Annotated in this window: 23 protein-coding genes; 17 read left to right on the plus strand and 6 right to left on the minus strand. The window is 59.3% G+C overall.

The window, feature by feature from the left end:
• Positions 1-76: 76 nt before the first annotated feature.
• The gene (locus F0169_RS04475; RefSeq protein WP_152745772.1) at positions 77-766 is read left to right on the plus strand and encodes a Crp/Fnr family transcriptional regulator; all 690 of its coding nucleotides are present in this window, start codon (positions 77-79) and stop codon (positions 764-766) included.
• 1 nt (position 767) lies between these two features.
• Here F0169_RS04475 and uraH read toward each other — a convergent pair whose 3' ends face one another.
• Together uraH and F0169_RS04485 are read right to left on the minus strand one after the other, a co-directional pair.
• Positions 768-1,178 (minus strand): hydroxyisourate hydrolase, encoded by a 411-nt coding sequence (gene uraH, locus F0169_RS04480; RefSeq protein ID WP_058413040.1) that lies wholly within the window; start codon positions 1,176-1,178, stop codon positions 768-770.
• 22 nt (positions 1,179-1,200) lie between these two features.
• The gene (locus F0169_RS04485) at positions 1,201-1,674 is read right to left on the minus strand and encodes a GlcG/HbpS family heme-binding protein (RefSeq protein WP_058413041.1); all 474 of its coding nucleotides are present in this window, start codon (positions 1,672-1,674) and stop codon (positions 1,201-1,203) included.
• A gap of 100 nt (positions 1,675-1,774) precedes the next feature.
• Between F0169_RS04485 and F0169_RS04490 the strand changes: the two genes are divergently transcribed.
• Positions 1,775-2,140, plus strand: coding sequence for a response regulator (locus F0169_RS04490; RefSeq protein ID WP_099237485.1), 366 nt, complete (start codon positions 1,775-1,777; stop codon positions 2,138-2,140).
• Between the two features lie 130 nt (positions 2,141-2,270).
• On the opposite strand, the gene F0169_RS04495 is transcribed toward F0169_RS04490, so the two are convergent.
• A complete protein-coding gene (locus F0169_RS04495) occupies positions 2,271-3,275 on the minus strand; it encodes an AraC family transcriptional regulator (protein WP_152745774.1) in 1,005 nt (334 codons plus the stop codon).
• Positions 3,276-3,376: 101 nt separating this feature from the next.
• Between F0169_RS04495 and F0169_RS04500 the strand changes: the two genes are divergently transcribed.
• The gene (locus F0169_RS04500; RefSeq protein ID WP_058413044.1) at positions 3,377-4,414 is read left to right on the plus strand and encodes a fatty acid desaturase; all 1,038 of its coding nucleotides are present in this window, start codon (positions 3,377-3,379) and stop codon (positions 4,412-4,414) included.
• Positions 4,415-4,506: 92 nt separating this feature from the next.
• On the opposite strand, the gene F0169_RS04505 is transcribed toward F0169_RS04500, so the two are convergent.
• Positions 4,507-5,424 carry a LysR family transcriptional regulator gene (locus tag F0169_RS04505; protein ID WP_152745776.1) on the minus strand — a complete coding sequence of 306 codons (918 nt, stop codon included), beginning with the start codon at positions 5,422-5,424 and terminating at the stop codon, positions 4,507-4,509.
• Between the two features lie 157 nt (positions 5,425-5,581).
• Complete coding sequence (locus F0169_RS04510; protein ID WP_152745778.1) at positions 5,582-6,505, minus strand: hypothetical protein; 924 nt, start codon at positions 6,503-6,505, stop codon at positions 5,582-5,584.
• A gap of 435 nt (positions 6,506-6,940) precedes the next feature.
• Here F0169_RS04510 and F0169_RS04515 point away from each other — a divergent pair, with 435 nt between their 5' ends.
• From F0169_RS04515 to F0169_RS04565, 11 genes are all read left to right on the plus strand, one after another.
• The gene (locus tag F0169_RS04515; protein WP_152745780.1) at positions 6,941-7,756 is read left to right on the plus strand and encodes an energy transducer TonB; all 816 of its coding nucleotides are present in this window, start codon (positions 6,941-6,943) and stop codon (positions 7,754-7,756) included.
• Between the two features lie 51 nt (positions 7,757-7,807).
• A complete protein-coding gene (locus tag F0169_RS04520; protein ID WP_172979325.1) occupies positions 7,808-8,530 on the plus strand; it encodes a MotA/TolQ/ExbB proton channel family protein in 723 nt (240 codons plus the stop codon).
• 1 nt (position 8,531) lies between these two features.
• Entirely contained in the window at positions 8,532-8,933 is a 402-nt protein-coding gene (locus tag F0169_RS04525) for an ExbD/TolR family protein (protein ID WP_058413049.1), read from the plus strand.
• Positions 8,934-9,131: 198 nt separating this feature from the next.
• Positions 9,132-12,080, plus strand: coding sequence for a dermonecrotic toxin domain-containing protein (locus F0169_RS04530; protein ID WP_152745784.1), 2,949 nt, complete (start codon positions 9,132-9,134; stop codon positions 12,078-12,080).
• A 204-nt stretch (positions 12,081-12,284) separates the two neighbouring features.
• Positions 12,285-12,866 (plus strand): alpha/beta hydrolase, encoded by a 582-nt coding sequence (locus F0169_RS04535; RefSeq protein WP_152745786.1) that lies wholly within the window; start codon positions 12,285-12,287, stop codon positions 12,864-12,866.
• Between the two features lie 47 nt (positions 12,867-12,913).
• Entirely contained in the window at positions 12,914-13,837 is a 924-nt protein-coding gene (locus F0169_RS04540) for a sigma 54-interacting transcriptional regulator (RefSeq protein WP_152745788.1), read from the plus strand.
• 124 nt (positions 13,838-13,961) lie between these two features.
• Positions 13,962-14,744 (plus strand): MetQ/NlpA family ABC transporter substrate-binding protein, encoded by a 783-nt coding sequence (locus tag F0169_RS04545; protein WP_058413053.1) that lies wholly within the window; start codon positions 13,962-13,964, stop codon positions 14,742-14,744.
• Positions 14,745-15,119: 375 nt separating this feature from the next.
• Complete coding sequence (locus tag F0169_RS04550; RefSeq protein WP_152745790.1) at positions 15,120-15,785, plus strand: amino acid ABC transporter permease; 666 nt, start codon at positions 15,120-15,122, stop codon at positions 15,783-15,785.
• Positions 15,766-16,425 carry an amino acid ABC transporter permease gene (locus F0169_RS04555; RefSeq protein ID WP_058413055.1) on the plus strand — a complete coding sequence of 220 codons (660 nt, stop codon included), beginning with the start codon at positions 15,766-15,768 and terminating at the stop codon, positions 16,423-16,425. Before F0169_RS04550 ends, F0169_RS04555 begins: the two co-directional genes overlap by 20 nt.
• Entirely contained in the window at positions 16,422-17,198 is a 777-nt protein-coding gene (locus tag F0169_RS04560) for an amino acid ABC transporter ATP-binding protein (RefSeq protein WP_152745792.1), read from the plus strand. The genes F0169_RS04555 and F0169_RS04560 overlap by 4 nt, the downstream gene beginning before the upstream one ends.
• Entirely contained in the window at positions 17,195-18,046 is an 852-nt protein-coding gene (locus tag F0169_RS04565) for a transporter substrate-binding domain-containing protein (RefSeq protein ID WP_152745794.1), read from the plus strand. Before F0169_RS04560 ends, F0169_RS04565 begins: the two co-directional genes overlap by 4 nt.
• A gap of 116 nt (positions 18,047-18,162) precedes the next feature.
• Here the strand turns inward: F0169_RS04565 and F0169_RS04570 are convergent, their stop codons facing one another.
• A complete protein-coding gene (locus F0169_RS04570) occupies positions 18,163-19,323 on the minus strand; it encodes an AAA family ATPase (protein ID WP_152745796.1) in 1,161 nt (386 codons plus the stop codon).
• 170 nt (positions 19,324-19,493) lie between these two features.
• Here F0169_RS04570 and F0169_RS04575 point away from each other — a divergent pair, with 170 nt between their 5' ends.
• Genes F0169_RS04575 through F0169_RS04585 form a run of 3 tightly spaced genes read left to right on the plus strand, consistent with a single transcriptional unit; the run spans position 19,494 to position 24,726 of the window.
• Complete coding sequence (locus F0169_RS04575) at positions 19,494-20,597, plus strand: efflux RND transporter periplasmic adaptor subunit (protein ID WP_058413059.1); 1,104 nt, start codon at positions 19,494-19,496, stop codon at positions 20,595-20,597.
• Positions 20,594-21,664 carry an efflux RND transporter periplasmic adaptor subunit gene (locus F0169_RS04580; protein WP_152745798.1) on the plus strand — a complete coding sequence of 357 codons (1,071 nt, stop codon included), beginning with the start codon at positions 20,594-20,596 and terminating at the stop codon, positions 21,662-21,664. Before F0169_RS04575 ends, F0169_RS04580 begins: the two co-directional genes overlap by 4 nt.
• A complete protein-coding gene (locus F0169_RS04585; RefSeq protein ID WP_058413061.1) occupies positions 21,661-24,726 on the plus strand; it encodes an efflux RND transporter permease subunit in 3,066 nt (1,021 codons plus the stop codon). The genes F0169_RS04580 and F0169_RS04585 overlap by 4 nt, the downstream gene beginning before the upstream one ends.
• The last annotated feature ends 63 nt before the right edge of the window (positions 24,727-24,789 follow it).

The following is a 24,789-nucleotide window of genomic DNA, read 5'->3' on the forward strand; positions in this document are numbered from 1 at the left end:
CCTCCTGTAGGATGCTTGATCATGCCCTGCCAGCCTGCGCCTGACTGTCAGGTGGGCGACAATCTTCGGAGTGCTCATGATTGCGGCTAAATGGTACGCCCAACTGGCCAGCGGGCATTGGTTCAGCCACTTGCCTGCCGAGCTTCAGGATAGTCTGTTGGCTGCGGCGCGCCTGCACGTGCTGACGGCGGGGCAGGCGCTGTTCAAGCGTGGCGATTGCCCGTGCGGGGTGTACGCGGTATTGCAGGGCACCGTGCGTATCAGCGCGGTCAGCGCACAGGGCAAGGAAGCGGTGTTGAGCCTGGTTGAGCCGCCTCACTGGTTCGGTGAAATCTGCCTGTTCGACGGTTTGCCGCGTACCCACGACGCAATGGCCGTCGGCCCTTGCATGCTGTTGCAGGTGCCGCAGCCTGCGCTGCTCAAAATACTCGACAACCGCCCGGTCTATTGGCGGGACATGGCCTTGCTGATGAGCCACAAGTTGCGCCTGTCGTTGATCAACATCGAGCAGATGAGCCTGATGCCTGCAGCCCAGCGGCTGGCCCACCGGTTGTTGATGATCGCCGAAGGCTACGGCGAAACAACCTCGGCGCGGCGCGTGTTGCAACTGCCCCAGGAAGACCTGGCCGCGATGCTCAGCGTGTCGCGCCAAACCACCAATGCCTTGCTCAAAGCGTTGCAGCAGCAGGGCATTGTCGACTTGAGTTATGGCGCAATCGAAGTGCTCGATTTACCGCGCCTGCGCGCTGCCGCAGGCGCCGCTTGAACTAGGAACCGCGATAGGTCGAGAAGCCGTAAGGGCTCAGCAGCAGCGGGATGTGGTAATGCTGGTCGGCCTGTTTGACCTGAAAAATCACCGGCACTTCTGGAAAGAACGTTTCGCGGTTGGCCTTCTTGTAGTAATCGCCGGTCTTGAACACCACGCGATACTCACCGGGGCTCATGCTGCGGTCGGCCGGGAACAGTTCGGCGATGCGCCCCTGTTGGTTGGTCACACCTTGGGACAGTGGCTGCCATTGGTCGCCCACCTGTTGTTCCAGGGTAACGCTGACACCGGCAGACGGCAGGCCATTCTCCAGGTTCAACACGTGCACGCTCAGCGGGTTGCCGGCGGCCATGGCCAGGTTGCACAGGCCGCTCAGGCTGAGGGCGGCAAGGGTCATGCTTAGCGTTTTCATCGAAGTCTCCATTAACGGGGGATCAAAGGGTGATTTTCAGGCCGATTTGCTCGGCGGCCTGCACCGCGCACGCCTCGTCCTGCGCCGCGCCGCCGGCACCGGCGATGCCCAGGGCGCCGACCAGTTCTGCGCCTGCAAATAACGGCACGCCACCACCGAGCAACAGCAAGTGGGGCAAGCTGTTAAGGTTGGTTGCCTCGGGGTTATTGCGGGCGCGCTCGGCGAACAAGCGGGTTGCGGTTTTTGTCGACAGCGCCGTGTACGCCTTGCGCTGGCTGGCGTCGCTGTTGTGAGGGCCGACGCCATCGGCCCGCAGGCTCAGCAACAGGTTGCCGCCACGGTCGAGTACGGTCAGCGCCGCGGTGCAATGGGCCAGGCCGGCATCGGCGAGTTGTTGCGCGGTGTGCAAATTCAAGTCGGCGTGGCGCGGCAATTGCGGCGCCGCCAGCGCGACGCTGCTGAGGCCAAGGCTCAGGCATAAAGCAATGCGAAACATGGTGGAACCTCCAGAAAGCAGGCGGCCACGTTAGCCAGTGAACGGCGTCAAAAGCCGAACAATTCAATGACAGGTTTGTAATCAAACCAAGAGGTAGGGCATGCAGGTGTTGTTAGTGGAAGACCAGCCGCAACTGGCGCGGCGCATGGCTCAGGGTTTGAGCGAGGCGGGCTTTGCGGTAGAAGTGGCGGCCAATGGCATGGCGGCGCTACGGTTTGTTGAAAGCAACGAGTACGACCTGGTGATTCTGGATGTGATGTTGCCGGGCCTGAATGCCTGGAAGTTGCAGCAGGCGATTCGATTGAAGGGCGACACGCCGCTGTTGTTTTTGACCACGCCGGACGGGATTGAAGACCGGTTGCGTGGGCTGGAATTGCATGAAGATGATTATTTGCTCAAGCCATTTGAGGACAAGGTATTGGTGGCGCGCGTGAGGAAGCTTTTGCGCCGCGATCGCGGGCGCTGATTACGGTTGTAGTGCCTGAGCCACCGCTATCGGGAGCAAGCCCCCTCCCACCTTTGAAATATATCCACAGGTCAAAAATGTGGGAGGGCCGATGCGACGATTCGACTTGGTCCCGATGAGGTCCTTACTGCTACCGCGACCCATCCCGAAACTGCCCGGGCGTCATCCCGGTCCAGCGCTTGAACGCCCGGTTAAAGCTGCTGGTATCGGCGAACCCGAGCAAATGGCTGATCTCGGCCAATGAACATTGCGGGTCGCGCAGGTGCAACAGCGCCAAATTTTCCCGGCACTCATTGAGCAAGGCATCAAACCGGCAGCCCTCATCCGCCAGATGCCGCTGCAAACTGCGCAGGCTCAAATGCAACGCCTGGGCGATCCGCTCGGCACTCGGTTCACCGTCCGGCAATTGCGCTTCAATGGCTGCGCGCACCTTGCGCTCCCAGGTCAGCGGTTGCAGTTGGGCGAGGGTGCGCTTGAGCACGGTCTCGTTGTGTTCGGCCAACTCCGGGTTGGCGTCATCCAGATGGCTGTCGAAGTCGTGTGCGGCAAACTCCAGGCGGTCTTCTTCAGCGCCAAAGAATACCGGCGCGCGAAATACCGTGTGCCACGGCGTCGGATCATTAGGCTTTGGACGCCGCAAATACACCGCCAGCGGTGCATAGGCCCGGCCCAAACGGTTGCGACAGGTGCGCACATAGATCGCCGCAAACGCATCAATTGCTTCCAGCGCCGGTGCCGGGCTGCCCTGCGGTTGCAGCAAGCGAAAGAGGTAACGCTCGCCCTCCCGGCTCAGCTCCAGCGCCAGCGCATCGCTGACCACCTGGTGATAACGCACGATGCGCTCGAACACCTCGCGCAAACTGCCGCTGGCCACCAGCGCATAACCCAACGCATGAAAGGTGGTGGGGCTGACAAACCGCGACACCCGCAGGCCGATCGCCGGGTCGCCGCTGGCCTGCACCGCCAGTTCCCACAGGCGCGTGGTCGCCGACAGCGGGTAGCGCGCGTTGGGGTCGTCCATCTGCTGCGGGTCGAGCCCGGCCTGTGCGCACAGCGCGGCGCTGTCGAGGCCCAAGGCATCAAGCTGCTTGCGCAGGGCGCGGGTCCAACTGGCGAGTGAGGTGGGTTCGGTCATGGCGATTGGCGCTTGCGGTCAACAGGTTGGCGTGTGGGGCTGATGCCCTGGCGCACCGCTTGGGCCAGGATGCATCCATCACTGCACAAGAGGATGGGAGCATGGACGGTACTTCTGCAAGTCCCCAACAGATGAACGCACACCAGCGTGCGGCGCGCATTCGCGAAGTGGTGCTCGCCGAAGGCGTGAGATTGCGCCAGCAACACCCGTGGTTGCTGCATCAGGACGCGCTGGGCGCGGGCATCCTGGCGTTTGCGCTGCTCGGCATGCTCGGCTCGGCGGCGCTCTACATAACCGGTTATATGGCCTGGTGGGTGTGCCTGCTGCTGAACGCTTTTCTTGCCTCACTGACGCACGAACTGGAACACGACCTGATCCACAGTATGTATTTTCGCAAACAGCGCCTGCCGCACAACCTGATGATGGGCCTGGTGTGGCTGGCGCGGCCGAGCACGATCAACCCGTGGGTACGCAGGCACCTGCACCTTAATCACCACAAATTTTCCGGCACCGAAGCCGATATGGAAGAGCGCGCCATCACCAACGGTGAACCCTGGGGTTTTGCGCGGTTGCTGATGGTCGGCGACAACGTGATGTCGGCGTTCATCCGTGTGCTGCGTGCCAAGACATGGGGCCACAAATTCAAGATCCTCAAGCGCGCGCTGCGGGTGTACGCACCGCTGGCGTTGCTGCATTGGGGCGCGTGGTATGTGTTCCTGGGCTTTCACGCGGCGCAGGGTATTGCGATGCTTATGGGCACGCCCATCGACTGGTCGGCCGGCACGTTACAGGTCATGCAGGTGATCGATATCGCCGCGGTGGTGATCATCGGCCCCAACGTGCTGCGCACTTTTTGCCTGCACTTTGTCAGCTCCAACATGCACTACTACGGTGATGTGGAGTTGGGCAATGTGATCCAGCAAACCCAAGTATTGAACCCCTGGTGGATGTGGCCGTTGCAAGCGTTTTGCTTCAACTTCGGCAGCACCCACGGCATCCATCACTTCGTGGTCAAAGAGCCGTTTTACATCCGCCAGATGACCGCCAGGGTGGCGCATAAAGTCATGGCCGAGATGGGCGTGCGCTTCAATGATTTCGGCACCTTTGCGCGAGCCAATCGGCTGCAGCCGCAGGTGTAGGTGCCGCTTTTGTGGCGAGCGGGCTTATGGTGGCGAGCGGGCTTGCTCGCGTTGCGCTGCGTAGCAGCCCCTGTCATGAACAATGCATGACTTCAGGCACTCTTCAGCGCCTGGTTTTCCACCGCCAGCAGGCTCTCGATCAACGCCTTCGCCGCAGCCGACAGGCGATCCCCCGCCCGGCTGATCACCCCGCAGCGGTTGTTCAAACTGTCCAGTGCAGGCGGCAGATTGCGCCAATGCAACACGCGCAACTCGCCGCTGCCGAACGCCTGGGCAAAGGCCTCTTCGGACCCCAGCCCGATAGCGTTCGACTGCTGCACCACGGTAGCCAGCGCAGCAAACAGCTCAAGCTCGACAGCCGGCGCAAAGTCGATGCGCCCGCTGAGGTTGGCGAGTATTTTTCGAATGCCGGGTGCGATCAACGGGGTTGCCAGCGGGTAGTCGAACAAGTCGTTGGTGGACAGGCTGTCCTTGGCCAGCAGCGGGTGCCCGTCGCGGCAGAAAAATACCGTGCGGCGGGGCGTCAAGGCTTGGGTCTGGAAATTCGGATCAGCTTCGAAGTGACGCACATCGGCGATAAAAAACTCGATCTCTTCACGGTTCAGGCTGCGGCCGAGTCTTTCCCAGTTATCGACCTGCAAGCGGCTGCGTACCTTGGGGTAGGCGGTCACAAATCGCGCGATTGCCTGTGGCACCAAGTGCACTGCCGCCACCGCATCGCTGCCAAAACGCACCTCGCCCGCGTCAAGTTTGGTCATGCGCGTAACTTCATGGCTCAACAATGCCGCACCTTGCACAAGGCTCAACGCGTGCTGCAGCACCACCTGGCCTTCCGGTGTCGGGCGCAGGTCTTTATTGGCGCGGTCAACCAGCACGCAGCCCAGCTCCTGCTCCAGCCCCTGAATGCTGCGGCTGAACGCCGGCTGAGTGATGCCCATGGCATCTGCGGCGCGCACAAAACTGCGATGCTCGTTGAGCGCGATGAGGTAGCGCAGTTGGCGAAGGTCCATGGTGTGCCCGGCGTCCTTTAAAGAACCGGGATTTTAAGGTCAGCGCTTATTCCGTCAACAATGCTTTGTTGTTTTTTATAGATCTTAAATGCATATATATAGAGCGACCGAACCGAAAGTCCGGCCACGCCTGCCATCAACCCGCCCTGCCGCGCGCTTACTTCAACTTATAGGCCTCTGCCCAGCCATTTGGCCTGCTTCCCAAATTACCGTAGTTTTCTATTCGGCCATTCAGCACGGTGAAAACATGGTCGTTTTGAGCCATGACGCCAGGTGTGCCATTGGCCAGTTCCTTTGCGCTGGTGCGCTGCACATAGTTTCTCAAGCCCAGGCGCTGCAGCCCTTCCTGGGTGTGTTCCCACGTGTCGAGGGTCTTCACGGCTGCGGCAAAACTGCGCGACGCAGTGCCATCGTTGTTTTCCATCTGTGCCCGTTTGGCACTGACCGCGTACATGAAGTTGGCATCGTTAAGCATCTTCTGGTTGCTGCCTTTAAACCCTGAGTGGGCAGCTGCGTATTTAAGCTCAGCAGTGGTCACATGAAAGGTTTTGTTAGGCGCGTCTCTCATCTTGACGTCCACACCGTCTTTAGTTTGTTCGACCGACGCGTAGACCTCTTTCGGGCCGCCGAATCGTTGCATTGCCGCCTTGATGCCCGCGACGGTCACGCAATTCATGCTGCCTCGCTTCTGCGAGAATCCATTTATCAGCGCATCTGGCGTATAGGGCTTTCCGGGTTTTGGCGCGTTGTCTGGTAGGTCTTTGGGTGTGGGTGTGGGTGTGGGTTTGGCGTCTGGCGGCGTCTTCTTTTCATCCAACCCAGCCAACAGCGTTTCGATGGCGGTCACCATCGAGCGCACTAAGCTCAGCAGCTCCTGCAGGGGCTGCTTGCCGTCGGTGGTGTCAGCTTTGGCCGTTGTTGAACTGGAGGCGGGGCTCTTTGAATTAGCTGGGCCAAAGCTAATCGACTGAGGCCCTTTCGTAGGGCGTGGCGCGCGGCGCGCGGGCGGTTGCGTGTCGGCCGGTGCGCTACTGGGCGGGTGGCCGTTGAAGGTGTTTATGATCAGGGAGTAGATATTCATGGGCTCTCCAGTCCAGTGCGCTCCGCCAATGCAGGAGCAGCCAGGCGTATTAGCGACTATGTGCCGACGTGCAAGCGGCCCGCCGTATCAACCCTTGGTGGTTCCTGACGGTTTGGGGTTCCAGTAATGAGAGTGGGAAACGCGGACTTGGGCAGGCTGCCGGTTCTGACGTTTGAGCCGCCAATCGGCCGAAAAACCATGCTTTCCATGAATATTTTGTATGCCTCAAAGGCATCGACATTCAGCGTTTGCTCGCTAAGCCACGTAGTGCGGGGCTTTGACGTTTCAGAATATTTCGCTTATTCGATCAGGGCATATATATAACTTTAAAGGTTACTTTAAGAGATAAGCGTCTAGCCCCGATGATTCAGCCCTCGACGGCCTACCAGGCAGGCCTGTCGGTTTTTTTGTTTCAAAACCGTAGGGAGTGAATCAATGGGCAATGTCCAGACCGCCGCCAGTGCACCCGAGGCGCAGTGGCGCCAGGCACCGGGTGGTGAGTTGGTCGACCTTGGCCGGCAGCACCGCACGCCATTGGGGCAACTGCGGTTGCAGAAAACCCCGAAGCGCTTTTCGAGTCGCCGTGAAGGGATTCTGTTGGCGTTGCTGGTGTTGGCCCTGCACGGTGCGGTGATTTATTGGGTGAGCCAGAAACCGACGCCGGTGCTGCCGATTGTGCCGCCGGAAATTCCGCCGATGACTATCGAATTTTCCCGGCCGGCGCCGCCGGTGGTTGAACCGCCACCGCCTGTACCGCCGCCACCGCCACCAGTGGTCGAGCCACCGCCGCCGGTGGTGGATGAATTGGCCGCCAAACCGGCACCGCCAAAACCGATTCCAAAACCGAAACCCAAGCCGGTACCGAAGCCCGAGCCCAAGCCCGCACCGAAACCGGTCGAGCAACCGCCTGCGCCTCCAACGCCTGCACCGCTGGCGCCTGCGCCAGTAGCGCCGCCTGCGCCGGCGCCGGTGACTCCCGCGTCGGCCAACGCCGCGTACTTGAAGAACCCGGCGCCCGAATACCCTTCGCTGGCTCAGCGGCGCGGTTGGGAAGGCACGGTGTTGCTGCGCGTGCACGTACTGGCCAACGGCAAGCCGGGTGAGATCCAGATCCAAAAGAGCAGTGGTCGCCAGCAACTCGACGACGCCGCACTGACCGCCGTGAAGCGTTGGAGCTTCGTGCCGGCCAAGCAGGGCGATGTAGCTCAGGACGGCTGGGTCAGCGTACCGATCGACTTCAAGATTCACTAACTATTCGGCAGCGGTGTGTTGTGCACGCCGCGACCTGCACAGAGGGAAAACATCATGGCATTAGCATCTCCACTTGAATCCATCGAAAGCGCGGTGATCTGGCTGCTGGTGGTCTTTTCGGTCGCGACCTGGGGCTTTGCCCTGCTCAAAGGCCTGCAGTTCGGTCGCCTCAAGGCGCAGGATCGAAAATTCCATAAACAGTTCTGGGCGGCGTCCAGCCTCGACGCGGCCGCCGAACTCGCCGAAACCCAGCCCGGCGCCGCCGCCCGTGTTGCACAGGCCGGATATGCCGCGATTCAGGTCGGCGATGCGCCGCACGCGGCAGACCTGAGCCAGGCGATTAACCATCAGGACCGCCTCGAACGCGCCTTGCGCCAACAGATCGTGCGTGAACGCCGCTCCCTCGAAACCGGCCTGGCCGTGGTCGCCAGTATCGGCAGCACCTCGCCGTTTATCGGCCTGTTCGGCACCGTGTGGGGCATCATGGAAGCGCTCAAGGGCATCAGTGCCGCCGGTTCCGCCAGCCTCGAAACCGTGGCCGGGCCGATTGGCGCAGCGCTGGTCGCGACCGGCGTGGGTATCGCCGTCGCGGTGCCGGCGGTGCTGGTCTACAACTACTTTTTACGCCGCCTGAAGCTGACCGCTGCTGACCTGGATGACTTTGCCCACGACTTCTACAGCCTCGCGCAGAAGAATGCGTTCCGCGTACTGCTGCATCCGGCGTTGACCAAAACAGCGGCGGCCAGCCCGCAGAAAGTCAAGGAGGCGTCTTGAGATGGCCTTCTCCACGCAAGACAGTGATGAGGTACTGAGCGAGATCAACGTTACGCCGCTGGTCGACGTGATGCTGGTGCTGCTGGTGGTGTTTATCGTCACCGCGCCGCTTTTGACCAACTCGATTCCGATCAACCTGCCCAAGACCGAGGCCGTGGCACCGGTCGAGCAGAAAGACCCGCTGGTGGTGAGTATCGACGGCGCCGGCAAGCTGTTCATCAACAAGGATGAAATTCAGCCGGGTTTGCTCGAGTTCAACCTGCAAGCGGCCAAGGCCAAAGACCCCGAAGTGCGGGTGCAACTGCAGGCCGATGATGGTGTGAATTACGGCGAAGTGGCGCGAGCCATGGCGTCTATTGAACGCGCGGGTATCACCAAGCTGTCGGTGATTACTGCACGATAGTTTCAAAAGCCTCGACAATTTTAGGGCCGTCTCCTTGGCAGGGTGCGGCCTTTTTTTTGTTTGTATTTTAATGCATGTATCCAGATGTTGTGATTGTAAGATGTTTATATATTTTTGGATATTTCGTTGCGTGCAATTCGCGGCGATCTGATTATTCTGGTCGGCACACGGAGAAGTTCTATTAAAGGATAAATGGACATGGCTATACGCTTTCCTATTCAGGTAATACGCGAATTTGTTAACCCACCGGCACACGTGCCCGCTGTTGAAGAAACAAAAATCGTCGCCCCTTTGCCGCCTGGTAGATCAGGCCCCGCGCACCCACTCGCTCATGCGCGGTCAAGTTATGCCGAAAACGCCAATCAAAACAGTCCTCCACAAAACACTGAATCAGCTGATGGCACCAGAGGCCAGGGCGCAGGACGTTTCGCACTCAAGCACAATGCCAATATCGATAACTATATACATCAGCACTTGGCCGATTTTGCTTCTCCAGAAAAAGCAATTGCAAACATGCTTGCGGAGAAAATAAAGCAGCGCTGGGGGCTCGACGTTGACCCGGATAAAACCTATCTGGTTACTTTCAAAAACAATGGTGACACCGAGAAGGATGTTGTAGAAAAAATTACGCTGACGCAGGCAGCGTTGAAAAACAGACAGGACGTGCCCATTGAAGACGATGAAGGGTGGTTTCGAAAAACCGCTCAGTATTTTTCACCGTTGATGTATGGCTATAACCAAATAGACCACTGGGTGAAGGCCGCGAACACTCGACAAGCTATTTATCAAGTGCCCAAGCCGCCCGCGTCATCTCCTTATACGTCGGCTACTAAAGTCGCTATACCCGTCGATGCGTTCAAAACACTGGTATGGGATACGGACAGGACCCAGCTTTATAAAAACAGGCTTGACGGGTTTTGGGAAAAACACACGGCTACCTATGATTCACTGAGTAAAATTTCCTTTGTTAAAGCTATCAATCTACAACGTCTGGAAGGGACGCTTGGGCCTATCGAGGCGAAACTCGCCCAGCGAGCCCTGGGCGCTGCTGCACAGAAGGAATGGTCCGAGCTAACGGTTCAGGACTTTACCAACCCCGCCGTCAAAGACCCGGATCTGCACATCGGTTTACTGAGCATCTACGGCTCGCAGTCTGCGGACTTGATGTGCGTGACGGATAAGAAAACCCAACTGACATTGCTCTATATTCCAGGTAACTCCTCGCCGATACATCGTTTCGACAATCCAGAGCAAATGAAGACGTGGCTGGCCAGGCAGGCATCTGATCCCGTAAAGCGCGAATCGCTGTTGACGCACTTCTCCCTGAAGGATCAGGCGCACAAGACATTTTTCGAAGGTGTACGCCAAACCCTTGAAGGGCTGGGCGCCTGGTCCGATGCGCAGGAGCCAGGCAGCTCCTTTTTTGACAGGATCAATGACTGGTCGCCAGACCGCTACATCACCGTTGATGCAGTGAGTGGTGATCCTTTTCAAGAGGTGTTGGTTCGACAAAAAGCGCGCTCTTACTCTGATGCAGAAAATGCGATCGTCAGCGACAATGACTACACGAAGGACAAAATAGCTCAGGGCGTGGAAGAGGCGTTAAAAGTCGCAATGTTCATGACGCCTTTGGCAATGGTCATGCCGGAAGCCGCGATAGCACTGGATGTTTTCTATCTGGCAGCGGGGGCTACTCAGGTGGGCATCGGTATCGACGATGTCACCAAGGGGAAAGCGGCCGGCACTGACCGCATCGTTTTCGGCGTATTGAACGCGGTGCCGCCCTTGGTTACTCATGTAGGCGCGCCGCTTGCAAAAGCGCTGACAGCGTCAAGGCTGTTGAACCAAGTGTCGAGTGAGGGAGCGGCAGCCGGGGTTGAGGTGGGAGCCCAAGTGACCGCTCAAACCGGCGTACAGGAGCGCCCATTTTTCAACCCGCCTCAACGCGTTAACGGCAGAATCGGCTACCCGATGAGCCCTGTTTCGCCGCCCGTGATCGTTGAAGAATTCACAGTTCCCATGGACGATGTTCATAAGTTTGCCATGAATAAAAATAATATTTTTGTTAACGGCTACTCATGCCCAGTCAAGTACGACGTGGCGGCGGGCCTGTGGCGTGGACTTAACGAAGAAGGTCAGGTGAATGATATTTTTTATTGGCGTGAAGGCGCCGATCAGTGGGCGTCCGGTACTAAAGCTGAAGCAGTTGTGGGTAAGCGAAATGGACCTGTCTCTTTGACTCATAAAACACTGAAGTTGCCGATGTTGCCGTCGATACCGTCAAACGCTACGCAGGTACCCAAGGTCATCCATTATTTTTGGGCAGGCAATGAGATGCCTGAACATTTGATCGAGAACATCATTGAAAACTCAAGAAAAAGTCCAGGGTATAAATCTATTGTTCACGTCGATGGCAACAATGAAAGTGTTTTTCAGAAAATAAAGTCCGAATTGGACCACAAGGTGGGCGGCCTTGAAGTGCAGGACCTGCAAAAAGACGAAGCGTTTCGAGAACTGAGTGCCAGTAACTATGGTGAGATGTATCAGTATTTTCGCGCAGGGCAGGGGCAAAACCTCTCGGCTTCGTCGGACGTCATGCGCGTTGCACTGATCAAGAAATACGGTGGGATATACCTGGATACCGACGACACGCTCACTGTTAACGTGGGGAATGTCGTGCTGAACGCCGCGCCGAATGACATTTTACTGAACGGGCATGTGAAGTATGAGCCTGCGGATTTCAGCGGGTTTAATACCAGTAATTTTGCCAGCCACGCAGACAACCCGCTTCTCGCTGAGATTCTGGAAACGTCCTATCAGCGATATAAAGCTAACAAGGAATGGTTGAAGGCTAATCGGCCTTTACTCAGCAGTCATCCGACCGCCGCGGAAGAGCAGGTATTTAAAATTTATCAGAAGAAAATTTTCGAGATAACGGGGCCCAGCATGGTGAACGATGTCTTGCACGCATCAGAGTATGGCCTGTTACCGGTAAGTGAAGACTTGGTCGAGCTGATGAATGCCGACGTTAAACTCCCCGATGACTATCACCAACGACTGGGGCAGGCGTTGGCTTATTATGAATCGATGAGAAGCAAGTTTGGGGTGACCATTGGCGCAGAGGGATCGATGAATCATTCTCGCTGACCTTCGGTCAGTTCCGCCTCCGATGGCTCGCTGTCGGGGGCGCACTGCTTATGAGTGTTGGAGCGAAGTCGCCGGGCAAGGCATGGCGCGGTTTAAAGCGTGAATTCATTTTGGTTATTAATAAATTCTTTTTTATTCCTTATTGGGTGAGTGACTCCCCCCTATACTGGTCAGCAACGCTAAACGCTGCAGGAGGGCACACCCATGCACAGCGAGTCGATTCGTTATCTGATCGTGCCGGGCTGGCAAGGATCGCCAGAAGAACATTGGCAAAGCCATTGGCAGAACAGCCTGCCTAACAGTGCGCGCGTGGAGCAGGCCGATTGGCTGACGCCGCGTCGCGAAGACTGGGTGGCTGCGCTGGCCGAGGCGATTGCTGCCGACAGTACGCCTGTCATTCTGATCGCCCATAGCCTGGGTTGCATCACCGTCGCGCATTGGGCCGCCACCGCGCCTGTGCAGTTTTTACGTCAGGTGCGCGGCGCTTTACTGGTGGCTCCGGCGGACGTCGAACGGCCTGCCTGTTCGCCCGCTCTGCGCAATTTCGCACCGATTCCGGTTCATCTGTTGCCGTTTCCCAGCCAAGTGGTCAGCTCCGACAACGACAGTGCCGTCAGCGCCCCACGCGCGTTGGAACTGGCACGTCACTGGGGCGCCGAAGCGGGCATTTTGTCTGGCGCCGGCCATATCAATGTGAAGTCCGGCCACCAGCGCTGGGAGCAGGGTTTTGCCTACCTTTATCGCCTGCAAAACCGCCTTGAGCACCACGCCCGGCGTAGTGCCTGAATTTTTTCAACGCCCCGTCCCTAGTGGATTCGGGGCGGGAGCCTGCCATGAGTCATGACACATTCGGCCAGCCGCTGCTGACCTTCCCCGATGCCGAAAAAAGCCCGCTGAGTATCCGCGCCAAGGCCTTGGTGTTTGTCGACCCACGCTCGCGCAGGCTGCGCGAAGACCTGGAAAGCCTCGCGCCGCGTGCCTTGCCCGTGCTGATTCGCGGCGAGACCGGTAGCGGTAAAGAATTGCTGGCGCGGCATATCCACCGTGGCAGCGACCGCACCGGGCTGTTTGTCTCGGTTAATTGCGGCGCGATCAGCCCCACGTATGCCGACGCTGAACTGTTCGGCTACGCCGCCGGTAGCCACAGTGGCGCGGCCAGCAGCCGCGCCGGGTGGTTTGGCTCGGCCAACGGCGGCACCTTGTACCTGGATGAGATCGGCGACTTGCCGTTGCCGATCCAGGTCAAATTGCTCGCCGCCCTGGAAAACCACGAGGTCACTCGCGTGGGTGCTCATCAGCCCAGCCCGGTGGATGTGCGCCTGGTCGCTGCTACCAGCATCGACTTGGCGCAGGCCGTGGCGGCCGGCAAGTTTCATGAGCGGCTGTTCCATTATTTGAGCGAAGGCCGACTCGACCTGCCGGCGCTGCGCGAGCGCACCGGCGACATCTTGTCGCTGGCTGAATACTTCCTCGGCATTTACAGCCAGCGCCTCGACTTGCCGGTGCCGCTGATCAGCGACGCCGCCCAACGCGTGCTGGAACACCACAGTTGGCCGGGCAATACACGTGAGCTGGAAAACGTCATTCACTTTGCGTTGCTGGTCAGCAGTGGCGATGAGATTTTGCCTGAACATTTGAATTTGCCGACGGCGGGCTCAGCGCTGGAGCAAGTGCAGCGGATTTTCGCGAGTGCCAGCCCTGCTGAGCAGCAAACACTGCTTAAATTCCTGTATGAGCAAAATGGAATATCAACGTGAATAAAAGATATTGTTCGGGAATAAAAAATCTAGGTATTGTCCACCGCATGCCGCGATAGCACTTCGCTGGCACACCACAAAAACGGTCGTCAGAGACGCCCCGGAATTTCGATAAGGACACTGCATGAAAAAGGTTCTGTTGTTTACCGCACTGGCGGCTGCCCTGACTGCCAGCTTCGCCCAGGCCAATGAGAAACTGGTCGTGGCCGCGACCCCGATCCCGCACGCCGAGATCCTTGAGCTGGTCAAACCGACCCTGGCCAAAGAAGGCGTGGACCTTGAGATCAAAGTATTCACCGACTACGTGCAGCCTAACGTGCAAGTTGCCGAGAAGCGTCTGGACGCCAACTACTTCCAGACCCTGCCGTACCTGAAAAACTTCAACGAAGGCAAAGGCACCAACCTGGTCACCGTGATCGGCGTGCACGTTGAACCCTTCGGCGGCTACTCGAAGAAAATCAAGAAAATCGAAGATTTGAAAGATGGCGCCACCGTCGCCATTCCGAACGAAGGCTCCAACAGTGGCCGCGCGCTGTTGCTGCTGCAAAAGAATGGTCTGATTACCCTGAAAGACCCGACCAATGCCTTGGCCACGCCAAAAGACATCGCCAGCAACCCGAAGAACCTGAAATTCAAAGAGCTGGAATCGGCCCTGCTGCCGCGCGTACTCGACCAGGTTGACCTGGACCTGATCAACACCAACTACGCGCTGGAAGCTGGCTTGAACCCAGCGAAAGACGCGCTGATCATCGAAGACGCCAAGTCGCCGTACGTCAACTTCCTGGTGGCTCGCCCGGACAACAAAGACAGCGACGCGATCCAGAAGCTGGCCAAGGCGCTGACCAGCCCGGAAGTCAAAGCCTTCATCGATGCGAAGTACAAAGGCGCGGTAGTGCCTGCGTTCTGATGTAACTCAAAACCCCCTTCAAGGTTTGAACGCCGACGGCTAACACAGCGTCGGCGTTTTTTTATGCCAGCATCAAAAACACTTTTTTGTGGGAGCGGGCTTGCTCGCGATGCAGGCACCTCGGACCCTCAGGTACACCGAGTTGATGCCATCGCGAGCAAGCCCGCTCCCACAGTTGACTGTGTTCTGCTTGGGAGATGGGTCGGCTGTCACCAAACGGGTGGGGCAAGGGCGTTATCTGTTTGGGTGATATGAATATGCTTTTTGGGTATTTAAATTTTACTTTTTATACCTTTAAAGTTCGCGCTACCCGGCGTTACCCACGCCGGTTCGTATTGCGCTCGCTGCATACCCTTGCGGCGTCATGGACCCCAGATGACCTTCGATTTCGCATTTATCCTCAGCACCTTGCCGGCGTTTCTCAACGCCGTGGGGGTGACGCTGCAAGTCGGCTTGATCGCCATTGCCACCTCCTTGCTGGTGGCGCTGATCAACGCGGCGCTGCTGGTGTTTCGCACGCCGTACCTGTCGCGCCTGGTGGCGGTGTACGTGGAGCTGGCGCGGAACACGCCGTTGCTGATCCAACTGTTCTTCGTGTATTTCGCCTTGCCGGCGCTGGGTTTCAATATTTCCGGCTTCTGGGCGGCGATCATCACCCTGACGTTTCTTGGCGGTGCTTACCTTACCGAAGTGCTGCGCGCAGGTGTGGAGGCGGTGCCGCTGGCGCAGATCGAGTCGGGCAAGTCCATCGGCTTGTCTGACTGGCAACTGCTGCGTTACGTGATTCTGCCCCAGGCCGGCATCCTCAGCCTGCCGGCACTGTTTGCCAATTTCATCTTTCTGCTCAAGGAGACCACCGTGGTTTCCGCCGTGGCGGTGCCGGAGATTCTCTACACCACCAAGAGCTACATCGCGCTCTACTACAAAACTTACGAAATGCTCGCCGTGCTGACGCTGATTTGCGTGCTGTTGTTCTTGCCGCTGTCGCTGCTGCTCAGCCGCCTGGAAAGGAGGCTCCAGCATGGCCAGTTCGGGTCTTGAATTGTTGTGGGTGTCGTTGCCGCAACTGGGCAAGGGCGCTGCGCAAACCCTGTCTATTTCGTTTTTGAGCATCGCTTTCAGCACGCTCGGTGGCGTGCTGTATGGCGTGCTGCGCACCTTGAATAACAGGCTGATCAACACCGTATTGCGTGTCTACCTGGAGCTGTTCCGGGCGATTCCAGTGCTGGTGTGGTTGTACTTGCTGTTTTTCGGCCTGCCGATTTTCTTCGGCCTGAGCATTCCGAGTTTCTGGTGCGCAGTGCTGGTGTTGTCGTTGTGGGGCGCCAGCGAGGTGGGCGAAGTGGTGCGCGGCGCCTTGCATTCGCTGCCGCGTGGCCAGCGTGAAGCCGGGTTGTCGATCGGCTTGTCGGGCCCGCAGCTGTACGGCTACGTGTTGCTGCCCCAAGCCCTGAAACGCATGACGCCGCCGACCATCAACGTCTACACACGCATCATCAAGACCAGCTCGCTGGCGGTGCTGATCGGCGTGGTGGACGTGATCAAGGTCGGCCAGCAAATCATCGAGCGCACCTACGAATCAGTGTTGATCTACGGCGCGCTGTTCCTGTTTTTCTTCTTTATTTGCTACCCGTTGTCGGCCGCCTCCAAGGTGCTGGAACGGCGCTGGGCCCAAGCATGAGTGCATTGATCGAGTTTCAGGGTTTCAACAAATTCTTCGGCGACCAGCAGGTGCTCAAGGGCATCGACCTGAGCGTGCAAAGCGGCGAAGTGGTGGTCATCCTCGGCCCCAGCGGTTGCGGCAAAAGCACCTTGCTGCGCTGCCTGAACGGACTGGAAGTCGCGCACAGCGGGCACCTGCGCTTTGCCGGCAAGGAGCTGTTGGATAAGAGCACCGACTGGCGCCAGGTGCGCCAGGACGTGGGCATGGTGTTCCAGAGCTATCACCTGTTCCCGCATATGAGCGTGCTCGAGAACATTTTGCTCGGCCCGCTGAAAGTGCAAAAACGCGAGCCTCGCGAAGCCCGTGCCCAAGCGGAAAAACTCTTGAAGCGCGTCGGCCTCGCCGACAAACGTGACGCCTTCCCGCGTCAGTTGTCCGGCGGGCAACAGCAACGCATCGCGATTGTCCGCTCGTTGTGCATGAACCCGCAGGTCATGCTGTTCGACGAAGTCACCGCAGCCCTTGACCCGGAGATGGTCAAGGAAGTGCTGGAAGTGATTCAGGGCCTGGCCCGCGATGGCATGACCTTGCTGATCGTCACGCATGAAATGGCCTTCGCCCGCGCGGTCGCCGACCGCGTGGTGTTTATGGAGGCCGGTCGCATCCTCGAACAAACCACCCCCGAAGAATTCTTTACGAACCCGCAAACCGCACGCGCGCAGCAGTTTCTGGAGAAGTTCTCCTTTGTTTCAACACTGCCCAAAAAAACCAAGGAACTGGAGCTGCCATGAAAAAATTACTGCTGCCACTGTTTGCCGTCGCCTTACTGGCCGGCTGCGACAAGAAGGCCGAAGAGCCGGTCAAACCTGCCGCCGCTGTGAGCTACATCGACAAAATCAAAGCGCGCGACAAGCTGATCGTCGGCGTATTCACCGACAAGCCACCGTTCGGCTTTGTAGACGAAGCCGGTCGTTACGTTGGTTTTGATACCGACATCGGCCGCCAATTCGCCAAAGACCTGCTCGGCGATGAAAACAAAGTCGAGTTTGTCGCCGTGGAGCCGGCCAGTCGTATTCCGTTCCTGCAGAGCGACAAGGTTGACCTGATCCTTGCCAACATGACCGTAACCCCTGAGCGCAAGGAAGCGGTGGACTTCACCAACCCCAACCTGAAAGTCGCGGTGCAGGCCTTGGTACCGCAAGACAGCTCAGTGAAAAGCCTGGATGACCTGGCCACCCGCACCACCATCGTCACCACCGGCACGACCGCCGACATCTGGCTGACCAAGCACCACCCGGACTGGAAACTGCTCAAGTTCGAGAAGAACTCCGAGTCGCTGCAAGCACTGTCGGCGGGGCGGGGCGATGCGTATGCACAAGACAACTTGGTGCTGTTCAGCTGGGCCAAGCAGAACCCCGGCTACCGCGTGCTGGAAGAAAAGCTCGGTGATGAAGCGCCGATTGCGCCAGCGGTGAAAAAGGGCAATATCGAGCTGCGCGACTGGGTGAATGCCGAGTTGGCGAAATTGGGTGAGGAGAAGTTCCTGCTCAAGCTTTACGATCAATATGTGCGCAAAGAGCTGAGCGACGAGACCAAGCCCGAGAGTGTGATTGTTGAAGGCGGCAAGTGGCAGGGCTGATTTTGCGCTGACTGTTCTACCGCTATCGCTAGCAAGCCCGCTACCGCCTTTGAGTGTGTTCACAAATCAAAATGTGGGAGCGGGCTTGCTCGCGATGAGGCCCTTACAGGCGCCACCTACTCAGGCCAATGCCAAGCCGGCGCATCCAAAATCCCCTGGCCCACAATCCGCGTCTCGCCCATCACCTTCTCCAACACAATCGAATTGCACGCCTCATCCTGCTGCAACGCCGCAATCAAGCGGCTGGCATGCGACACCACCCACACTTGGCATTGCCGGGATGCCTGGATAATCAAGCGCGCCAACGCCGGCAGCAAATCCGGGTGCAGGCTGGTTTCCGGCTCGTTCAGCACCATCATCGTCGGCGGCCGTGGCGTCAGCAGCGCTGCGATCAGCAGCAGGTAACGCAGGGTCCCGTCTGACAGTTCCGCTGCGGATAACGGGCGCAGCAAACCTTCCTGATAAAACTCAATCGCAAAACGCCCGCCCTGCAGCGGTTGGATGTTCAGGTGCGCCCCCGGAAATGCATCGCTCACCGCCCGCTGTAATGCCGCCGGGTCGCCGATTTCGCGGATGGTTTGCAGGGCCGCCGCCAAATCGCGCCCATCGTGATGCAACACCGGCGTGCGCGTGCCTAATTGTGGTTGGCGGACGGGGGCATCCACATCGCTGCGAAAGTGGTCATAAAAGCGCCAGCCACGAATGCTTTCACGCAGCAGCAATACCTCGGGTGAGCCACGCAGGCTGCCGACCTGATCGAACAGGCTATGGTAGTTCGGTGTGTGCTGGGCCAATACATCCCAGGTACGGCCTTCGCGCGCCCGAACCATCGGCCCGGAGCGCTGCACCAGCAGGCTGGCCGGGCGGTAAACGGGACCGGCCCAGATGCATTCTTTTTTCACTTCCGGGTCCAGCGAGAAACACGACTGGCTGGGTTCGGGCATTCCCAGGGAAATGGCGTAGCTGAAATCTTCCCCCGCAAACCCCAGGCGCAGGCGTTTGACACCGTTGCGCACGATGGGCTCCACCGGCACGTCGCGGTTGTGCATGCGCCGGCTGATGGTTTCCGGCCCGGCCCAGAAGGTCGAGTCCAGCCCGCCTTCACGCGCCAGGGCATTGATCACCCCGCCCTGAGCGGTTTCGGCCAGCAGGCGCAGGGCGCGGTACAAGTTGGACTTGCCGCTGCCATTGGGCCCGGTGACCAGATTCAACCGGTCCAGCGGTACCACCAACTTATTGATCGAGCGGTAATTGGCCACCGCGAGGGTGTTCAGCATGGGAGAGTTCGCGATTAGAGGGAGGTTGCATGTTAACCGCGTTGACACAGAGGGTGGATGTCGCAAATATCCTGAGTCTCTTGGCGTAGAACGGCTATAACGTGGAACCCTGATCTACGCTCACAGTCGCATACACACTGGCAAGTCGGCATCACGCAAAAGGAGCCTGCATGGGCGGTCGCACTTCGATATTTTTATTCAGCCTTGGCTTGTTGGCGCTGCTCAGCGGCTGCGGCGAGGAAAAGGCCGAACCCAAGGCGCATTCGCGGGTATTCGTGCAGACCGTGCAGCCGGTGGATTTCGCCGCAGCCGTGACCTTGACCGGCGATATTCAGGCGCGCGTGCAAACCGACTTGTCGTTCCGTGTGAGCGGCAAGATTATCCAGCGCATGGTGGATGTGGGCGACCGCGTCACCGCCAGGCAAGTGCTGGCCAAGCTCGACCCCAAAGACTTGCAGACTCGCGTCGATTCCGCCCAGGCTCAGGTCGTGGCCGAGCAGGCGCGCGTCAAGCAAACCGCTGCCGCGTTTGTGCGTCAGGAAAAGCTCCTGCCCAAGGGTTACACCAGCCGTAGCGAATACGACACTGCCCAAGCCACGCTGCGCAGCAGTCAAAGTGCCTTGGCCGCCGCGCAGGCCCAATTGGCCGATGCCCGCGAACAACTCGGTTATACCGCGCTGATTGCCGATGCTCCCGGCGTGATTACTGCGCGCCAGGCCGAAGTCGGTCAGGTGGTGCAGGCCACCGTGCCGATTTTCAGCCTGGCCCGCGATGGCGAGCGCGATGCGGTGTTTAACGTGTATGAATCGCTGTTGATGCAGCCGCCGCCGAACGCGCCGATCACCGTCAGCCTGTTGGATAACCCGAGCATCAAGGCGCAGGGCAAAGTTCGCGAAGTCACGCCCGCCGTGGCCGCGAATACCGGCACCGTGCAAGTCAAGATTGCCTTGGCGGCGTTGCCCGACGGTATGCGGTTGGGTTCGGTGGTCAGCGCCACCGCCAACGGCCCGGCCAAATCGAGTATCGAGCTGCCCTGGTCGGCACTCACCAAAGACCTCAACGAACCCGCCGTGTGGTTGGTGGACGCCGACGGCAAAGCGCAACTGCATAAAGTCAGCGTGGTGCGTTACCTCACCGGCAAAGTGATTATTGGCGACGGCCTCAAAGGCGGCGAAAAAGTCGTGGTGGCCGGTGGGCAATTACTGCACCCCGGCATGCTCGTCGAGATCGCCCAGCCGCCGGATCAGGCTCAGGCCCAAGGAGTGCAGCCATGAAGCTCCTGACGGCTGTGATCGCCGCCAGCCTGGTGCTGGTCGCCTGCTCCAAGCAAGAGGCGCCGCCCGAGCCGGTGCGCCCGGTGCTGTCGATGGAAGTCAAAGCCGAAGACCAGGAAAACCTCGGGCGCTTCGCTGGCACCCTTCAGGCCCGCTACGAGAGCAATCTGGGTTTCCGCGTGCCTGGCCGTATCGCCCGCCGCGCGGTGGATGTGGGCGCGCAAGTGGAGAAGGGCGCCTTGCTCGCGGTGCTCGACCCAACCGACCAACAAAACCAACTGCGTTCGGCCCAAGGTGACCTTGCCCGCGTGCAGGCGCAGTTTATCAATGCCCAGGCCAACGCCCGGCGTCAGCAGGAATTGTTCAACCGCGGCGTCGGCGCCCAAGCCCAGTTGGACGTGGCCCAGACCGACCTGAAAACCACCCAGGCCACCCTCGACCAAGCCAAAGCCTCGGTCAACCAGGCCAAGGACCAACTCAACTACGCCGAACTGCGCACCGACCACGCCGGCATCGTCACTGCCTGGAACGCCGAGGCTGGCCAGGTGGTCAGCGCCGGTCAGCAAGTGGTGACCCTGGCGCGCCCGGACATCAAGGAAGCGGTGATCGACCTGCCCGCCGGCCTCGCCGAGCGCCTGCCCAGCGATGTGGTGTTCAAGGTCGCGGGGCAACTCGACCCGAGCGTCAACACGACTGCCATCGTGCGCGAAATTGAACCCCAGGCCCAAAGCGCTACGCGCACTCGCCGCGCACGCCTGACGTTGACCGAGACGCCAGCGGCGTTTCGTTTGGGCACGGCGATCAGCGTGACCTTGAGTTCGGCCATCGCGCCACGCATCGAGGTGCCCCTCAGCGCGTTGCAGGAAGTGGACGGCAAAACGCGTATCTGGTTGCTCGACACGCAAAGCCAGACCGTGCAGCCGCGTGACATCAGCGTGATCAGCCGCGACGCCGACAGTGCCCTGCTCAACGGCGGCGTCAAAGCCGGCGAACGCATCGTCACCGCCGGTGTGAACAGCCTGAAACCCGGGCAAAAAGTCAAAATCGACGAGGGCAGCCCGCGATGAAAGGGAGTTTCAATTTATCCGACTGGGCGCTCAAGCATCAGTCCTTCGTCTGGTACCTGATGTTCGTCGCGCTGCTGATGGGCGTGTTCTCGTACATGAACCTGGGACGTGAGGAAGACCCCTCGTTCACCATCAAGACCATGGTGATCCAGACCCGCTGGCCGGGCGCCACCCAGGAAGAAACGCTCAAACAGGTGACCGACCGCATCGAGAAAAAACTCGAAGAGCTCGACTCCCTCGACTACGTGAAAAGCTACACCCGGCCGGGCGAGTCCACGGTGTTCGTGTTCCTCAAGGACACCACCAGCGCCAAGGCCATCCCCGAGATCTGGTACCAGGTGCGCAAGAAGATCGACGACATTCGTGGCACCTTCCCGCAGGGTTTGCAGGGGCCGTCGTTCAATGACGAGTTCGGTGACGTATTCGGCTCGGTGTATGCCTTTACCGGCGACGGCCTGTCGATGCGCCAGTTGCGCGACTATGTTGAGCAGGTGCGCGCCGAGATCCGTTCGGTGCCGGGGCTGGGCAAGGTCGAGATGATCGGCCAGCAGGACGAAGTGATTTACCTGAATTTTTCCACGCGCAAACTGGCGGCCCTGGGGGTTGATCAGCGCCAGGTCGTGCAAAGCCTGCAGTCGCAAAATGCGGTGACGCCCGCCGGTGTGATCGAGGCCGGGCCGGAGCGCATTTCCGTGCGCACGTCGGGGCAGTTCGCCTCGGAAAAAGACCTGGCCAACGTCAACCTGCGGCTGAATGACCGGTTCTATCGTCTGGCCGACATTGCTGATATCACCCGTGGCTACGTCGACCCGGCGCGGCCGATGTTCCGCTTCAACGGCAAGCCGGCGATTGGTCTGGCCATCGCCATGCAGAAGGGCGGCAACATCCAGTCATTCGGCAAAGCCTTGCACACGCGCATGGACGAGTTGACCGCCGACCTGCCGGTGGGTGTCGGCGTACACAAGGTCTCCGACCAGGCTGAAGTGGTCGAAGAGGCCGTCGGCGGCTTTACCAGCGCGCTGTTTGAAGCGGTGATTATTGTGTTGGTGGTGAGCTTTATCAGCCTCGGCATGCGCGCCGGGCTGGTGGTGGCGTGCTCGATTCCGTTGGTGCTGGCGCTGGTGTTTGTGTTCATGGAATACAGCGGCATCACCATGCAGCGGGTGTCGCTGGGTGCCCTGATCATCGCCCTCGGCCTGCTGGTTGACGACGCGATGATCACCGTCGAGATGATGATCACGCGCCTGGAAAAAGGCGAAACCAAAGAACAGGCCGCGACCTACGCGTACACCTCCACGGCCTTCCCGATGCTCACCGGTACACTGGTCACGGTTGCGGGCTTCGTGCCGATCGGCCTTAACGCCAGTTCGGCGGGCGAATACACCTTCACGCTGTTCGCGGTGATTGCCGTGGCGATGCTGGTGTCGTGGGTGGTGGCCGTACTGTTTGCGCCGGTGATTGGCGTGCACATCCTCAGCACCAACGTGAAACCGCATAACAACGAACCGGGGCGCATCGGGCGTGCCTTCAATGGCGGCATGCTCTGGGCCATGCGCAACCGCTGGTGGGCGATCGGTATCACCGTGGGGCTGTTTGTGGCGTCGGTGTTCTCGATGCAGTTTGTGCAGAACCAGTTCTTCCCGTCGTCGGACCGCCCGGAAGTTCTGGTGGACCTGAACCTGCCGCAAAACGTCTCGATCAACGAGACGCGCAAGGCCGTCGACCGCCTTGAAGCGATCATCAAGGACGACCCGGACATCGCGCGTTGGAGCACCTACATCGGCCAGGGCGCGATTCGTTTTTACCTGCCCCTCGACCAGCAACTGGAAAACCCTTACTACGCGCAGTTGGTCATCGTCAGCAAAGGCCTGGAAGAGCGCAGCGCGTTGATTGCGCGCTTGCAAAAACGCCTGCGTGAGGACTTCGTCGGCGTCGGCAGCTATGTGCAGCCACTGGAAATGGGCCCGCCGGTGGGGCGCCCGATCCAGTACCGCGTGTCTGGCAAAGACACCGACCAGGTGCGTAAACACGCCATTGAGCTGGCGACATTGCTCGATCAAAACACCCACTTGGGCGAGATCATCTACGACTGGAACGAGCCGGGCAAAGTGCTGCGGGTCGACATCGCCCAAGACAAGGCGCGGCAACTGGGGCTGTCGTCGGAAGACGTGGCGCAGTTGATGAACAGCGTGGTCAGCGGCGCCTCGGTGACCCAAGTGCACGACGATATTTACCTGATCAACGTGGTCGGCCGCGCCGAAGACGCCGAGCGTGGTACGCCGGAAACCTTGCAGAACTTGCAAATCGTTACGCCCAACGGCACCTCGATTCCACTGCTGGCCTTCGCCACCGTGCGCTATGAACTGGAGCAGCCACTGGTGTGGCGTCGCGACCGCAAGCCGACCATTACCGTCAAGGCCTCGGTGCGCGATGAAATGCAGCCCACTGACCTGGTGAAACAGCTGGCGCCGACCATCGAAAAATTCGCCGCGGGTTTGCCGGTGGGCTACAAGGTCGCCACTGGCGGCACCGTCGAAGAAAGCGGCAAGGCCCAAGGCCCCATCGCCAAAGTGGTGCCGCTGATGCTGTTCCTGATGGCGACGTTCCTGATGATCCAACTGCACAGCGTGCAGAAGATGTTCCTGGTGGCGAGTGTCGCGCCGCTCGGCCTGATCGGCGTGGTGCTGGCGTTGATCCCGACGGGAACACCGATGGGTTTTGTGGCGATCCTGGGCATCCTCGCGCTGATCGGCATCATCATCCGCAACTCGGTGATTCTGGTGACGCAGATCGATGCCTATGAGAACGACGGCTATACGCCGTGGGACGCGGTGGTGGAAGCCACCGAGCACCGGCGTCGACCTATCCTGCTCACCGCAGCGGCTGCCAGCCTGGGCATGATCCCGATTGCGCGCGAAGTGTTTTGGGGGCCGATGGCTTACGCGATGATTGGCGGAATCATCATTGCGACCTTGCTGACGTTGCTGTTCCTGCCGGCGCTCTACGTGGCCTGGTACAAAATCCGCGAGCCGAAGAAAGACCAGCAGGAACAACACAGTTAAACAGGTGGGTGGTTCAGTCAGCTTATCTGGTGACTGGTGCACCGCTATCGGGAGCAAGCCCGC

The sequence above is a fragment of the Pseudomonas kitaguniensis genome (assembly GCF_009296165.1).
Taxonomy (GTDB): Bacteria; Pseudomonadota; Gammaproteobacteria; order Pseudomonadales; family Pseudomonadaceae; genus Aquipseudomonas; species Aquipseudomonas kitaguniensis.

Excerpts from the sequence above, each read along its gene's own strand:
- F0169_RS04570 (WP_152745796.1), bottom strand. The coding sequence starts at position 19,323 with ATGCTGAACACCCTCGCGGTGGCCAATTACCGCTCGATCAATAAGTTG.
- uraH (WP_058413040.1), bottom strand. The coding sequence starts at position 1,178 with ATGAAAACGCTAAGCATGACCCTTGCCGCCCTCAGCCTGAGCGGCCTG.
- F0169_RS04500 (WP_058413044.1), top strand. The coding sequence starts at position 3,377 with ATGGACGGTACTTCTGCAAGTCCCCAACAGATGAACGCACACCAGCGT.
- F0169_RS04560 (WP_152745792.1), top strand. The coding sequence starts at position 16,422 with ATGAGTGCATTGATCGAGTTTCAGGGTTTCAACAAATTCTTCGGCGAC.
- F0169_RS04525 (WP_058413049.1), top strand. The coding sequence starts at position 8,532 with ATGGCCTTCTCCACGCAAGACAGTGATGAGGTACTGAGCGAGATCAAC.
- F0169_RS04510 (WP_152745778.1), bottom strand. The coding sequence starts at position 6,505 with ATGAATATCTACTCCCTGATCATAAACACCTTCAACGGCCACCCGCCC.
- F0169_RS04535 (WP_152745786.1), top strand. The coding sequence starts at position 12,285 with ATGCACAGCGAGTCGATTCGTTATCTGATCGTGCCGGGCTGGCAAGGA.
- F0169_RS04555 (WP_058413055.1), top strand. The coding sequence starts at position 15,766 with ATGGCCAGTTCGGGTCTTGAATTGTTGTGGGTGTCGTTGCCGCAACTG.
- F0169_RS04505 (WP_152745776.1), bottom strand. The coding sequence starts at position 5,424 with ATGGACCTTCGCCAACTGCGCTACCTCATCGCGCTCAACGAGCATCGC.
- F0169_RS04515 (WP_152745780.1), top strand. The coding sequence starts at position 6,941 with ATGGGCAATGTCCAGACCGCCGCCAGTGCACCCGAGGCGCAGTGGCGC.
- F0169_RS04530 (WP_152745784.1), top strand. The coding sequence starts at position 9,132 with ATGGCTATACGCTTTCCTATTCAGGTAATACGCGAATTTGTTAACCCA.
- F0169_RS04475 (WP_152745772.1), top strand. The coding sequence starts at position 77 with ATGATTGCGGCTAAATGGTACGCCCAACTGGCCAGCGGGCATTGGTTC.
- F0169_RS04485 (WP_058413041.1), bottom strand. The coding sequence starts at position 1,674 with ATGTTTCGCATTGCTTTATGCCTGAGCCTTGGCCTCAGCAGCGTCGCG.
- F0169_RS04585 (WP_058413061.1), top strand. The coding sequence starts at position 21,661 with ATGAAAGGGAGTTTCAATTTATCCGACTGGGCGCTCAAGCATCAGTCC.
- F0169_RS04550 (WP_152745790.1), top strand. The coding sequence starts at position 15,120 with ATGACCTTCGATTTCGCATTTATCCTCAGCACCTTGCCGGCGTTTCTC.
- F0169_RS04575 (WP_058413059.1), top strand. The coding sequence starts at position 19,494 with ATGGGCGGTCGCACTTCGATATTTTTATTCAGCCTTGGCTTGTTGGCG.
- F0169_RS04565 (WP_152745794.1), top strand. The coding sequence starts at position 17,195 with ATGAAAAAATTACTGCTGCCACTGTTTGCCGTCGCCTTACTGGCCGGC.
- F0169_RS04580 (WP_152745798.1), top strand. The coding sequence starts at position 20,594 with ATGAAGCTCCTGACGGCTGTGATCGCCGCCAGCCTGGTGCTGGTCGCC.
- F0169_RS04545 (WP_058413053.1), top strand. The coding sequence starts at position 13,962 with ATGAAAAAGGTTCTGTTGTTTACCGCACTGGCGGCTGCCCTGACTGCC.
- F0169_RS04495 (WP_152745774.1), bottom strand. The coding sequence starts at position 3,275 with ATGACCGAACCCACCTCACTCGCCAGTTGGACCCGCGCCCTGCGCAAG.
- F0169_RS04490 (WP_099237485.1), top strand. The coding sequence starts at position 1,775 with ATGCAGGTGTTGTTAGTGGAAGACCAGCCGCAACTGGCGCGGCGCATG.
- F0169_RS04540 (WP_152745788.1), top strand. The coding sequence starts at position 12,914 with ATGAGTCATGACACATTCGGCCAGCCGCTGCTGACCTTCCCCGATGCC.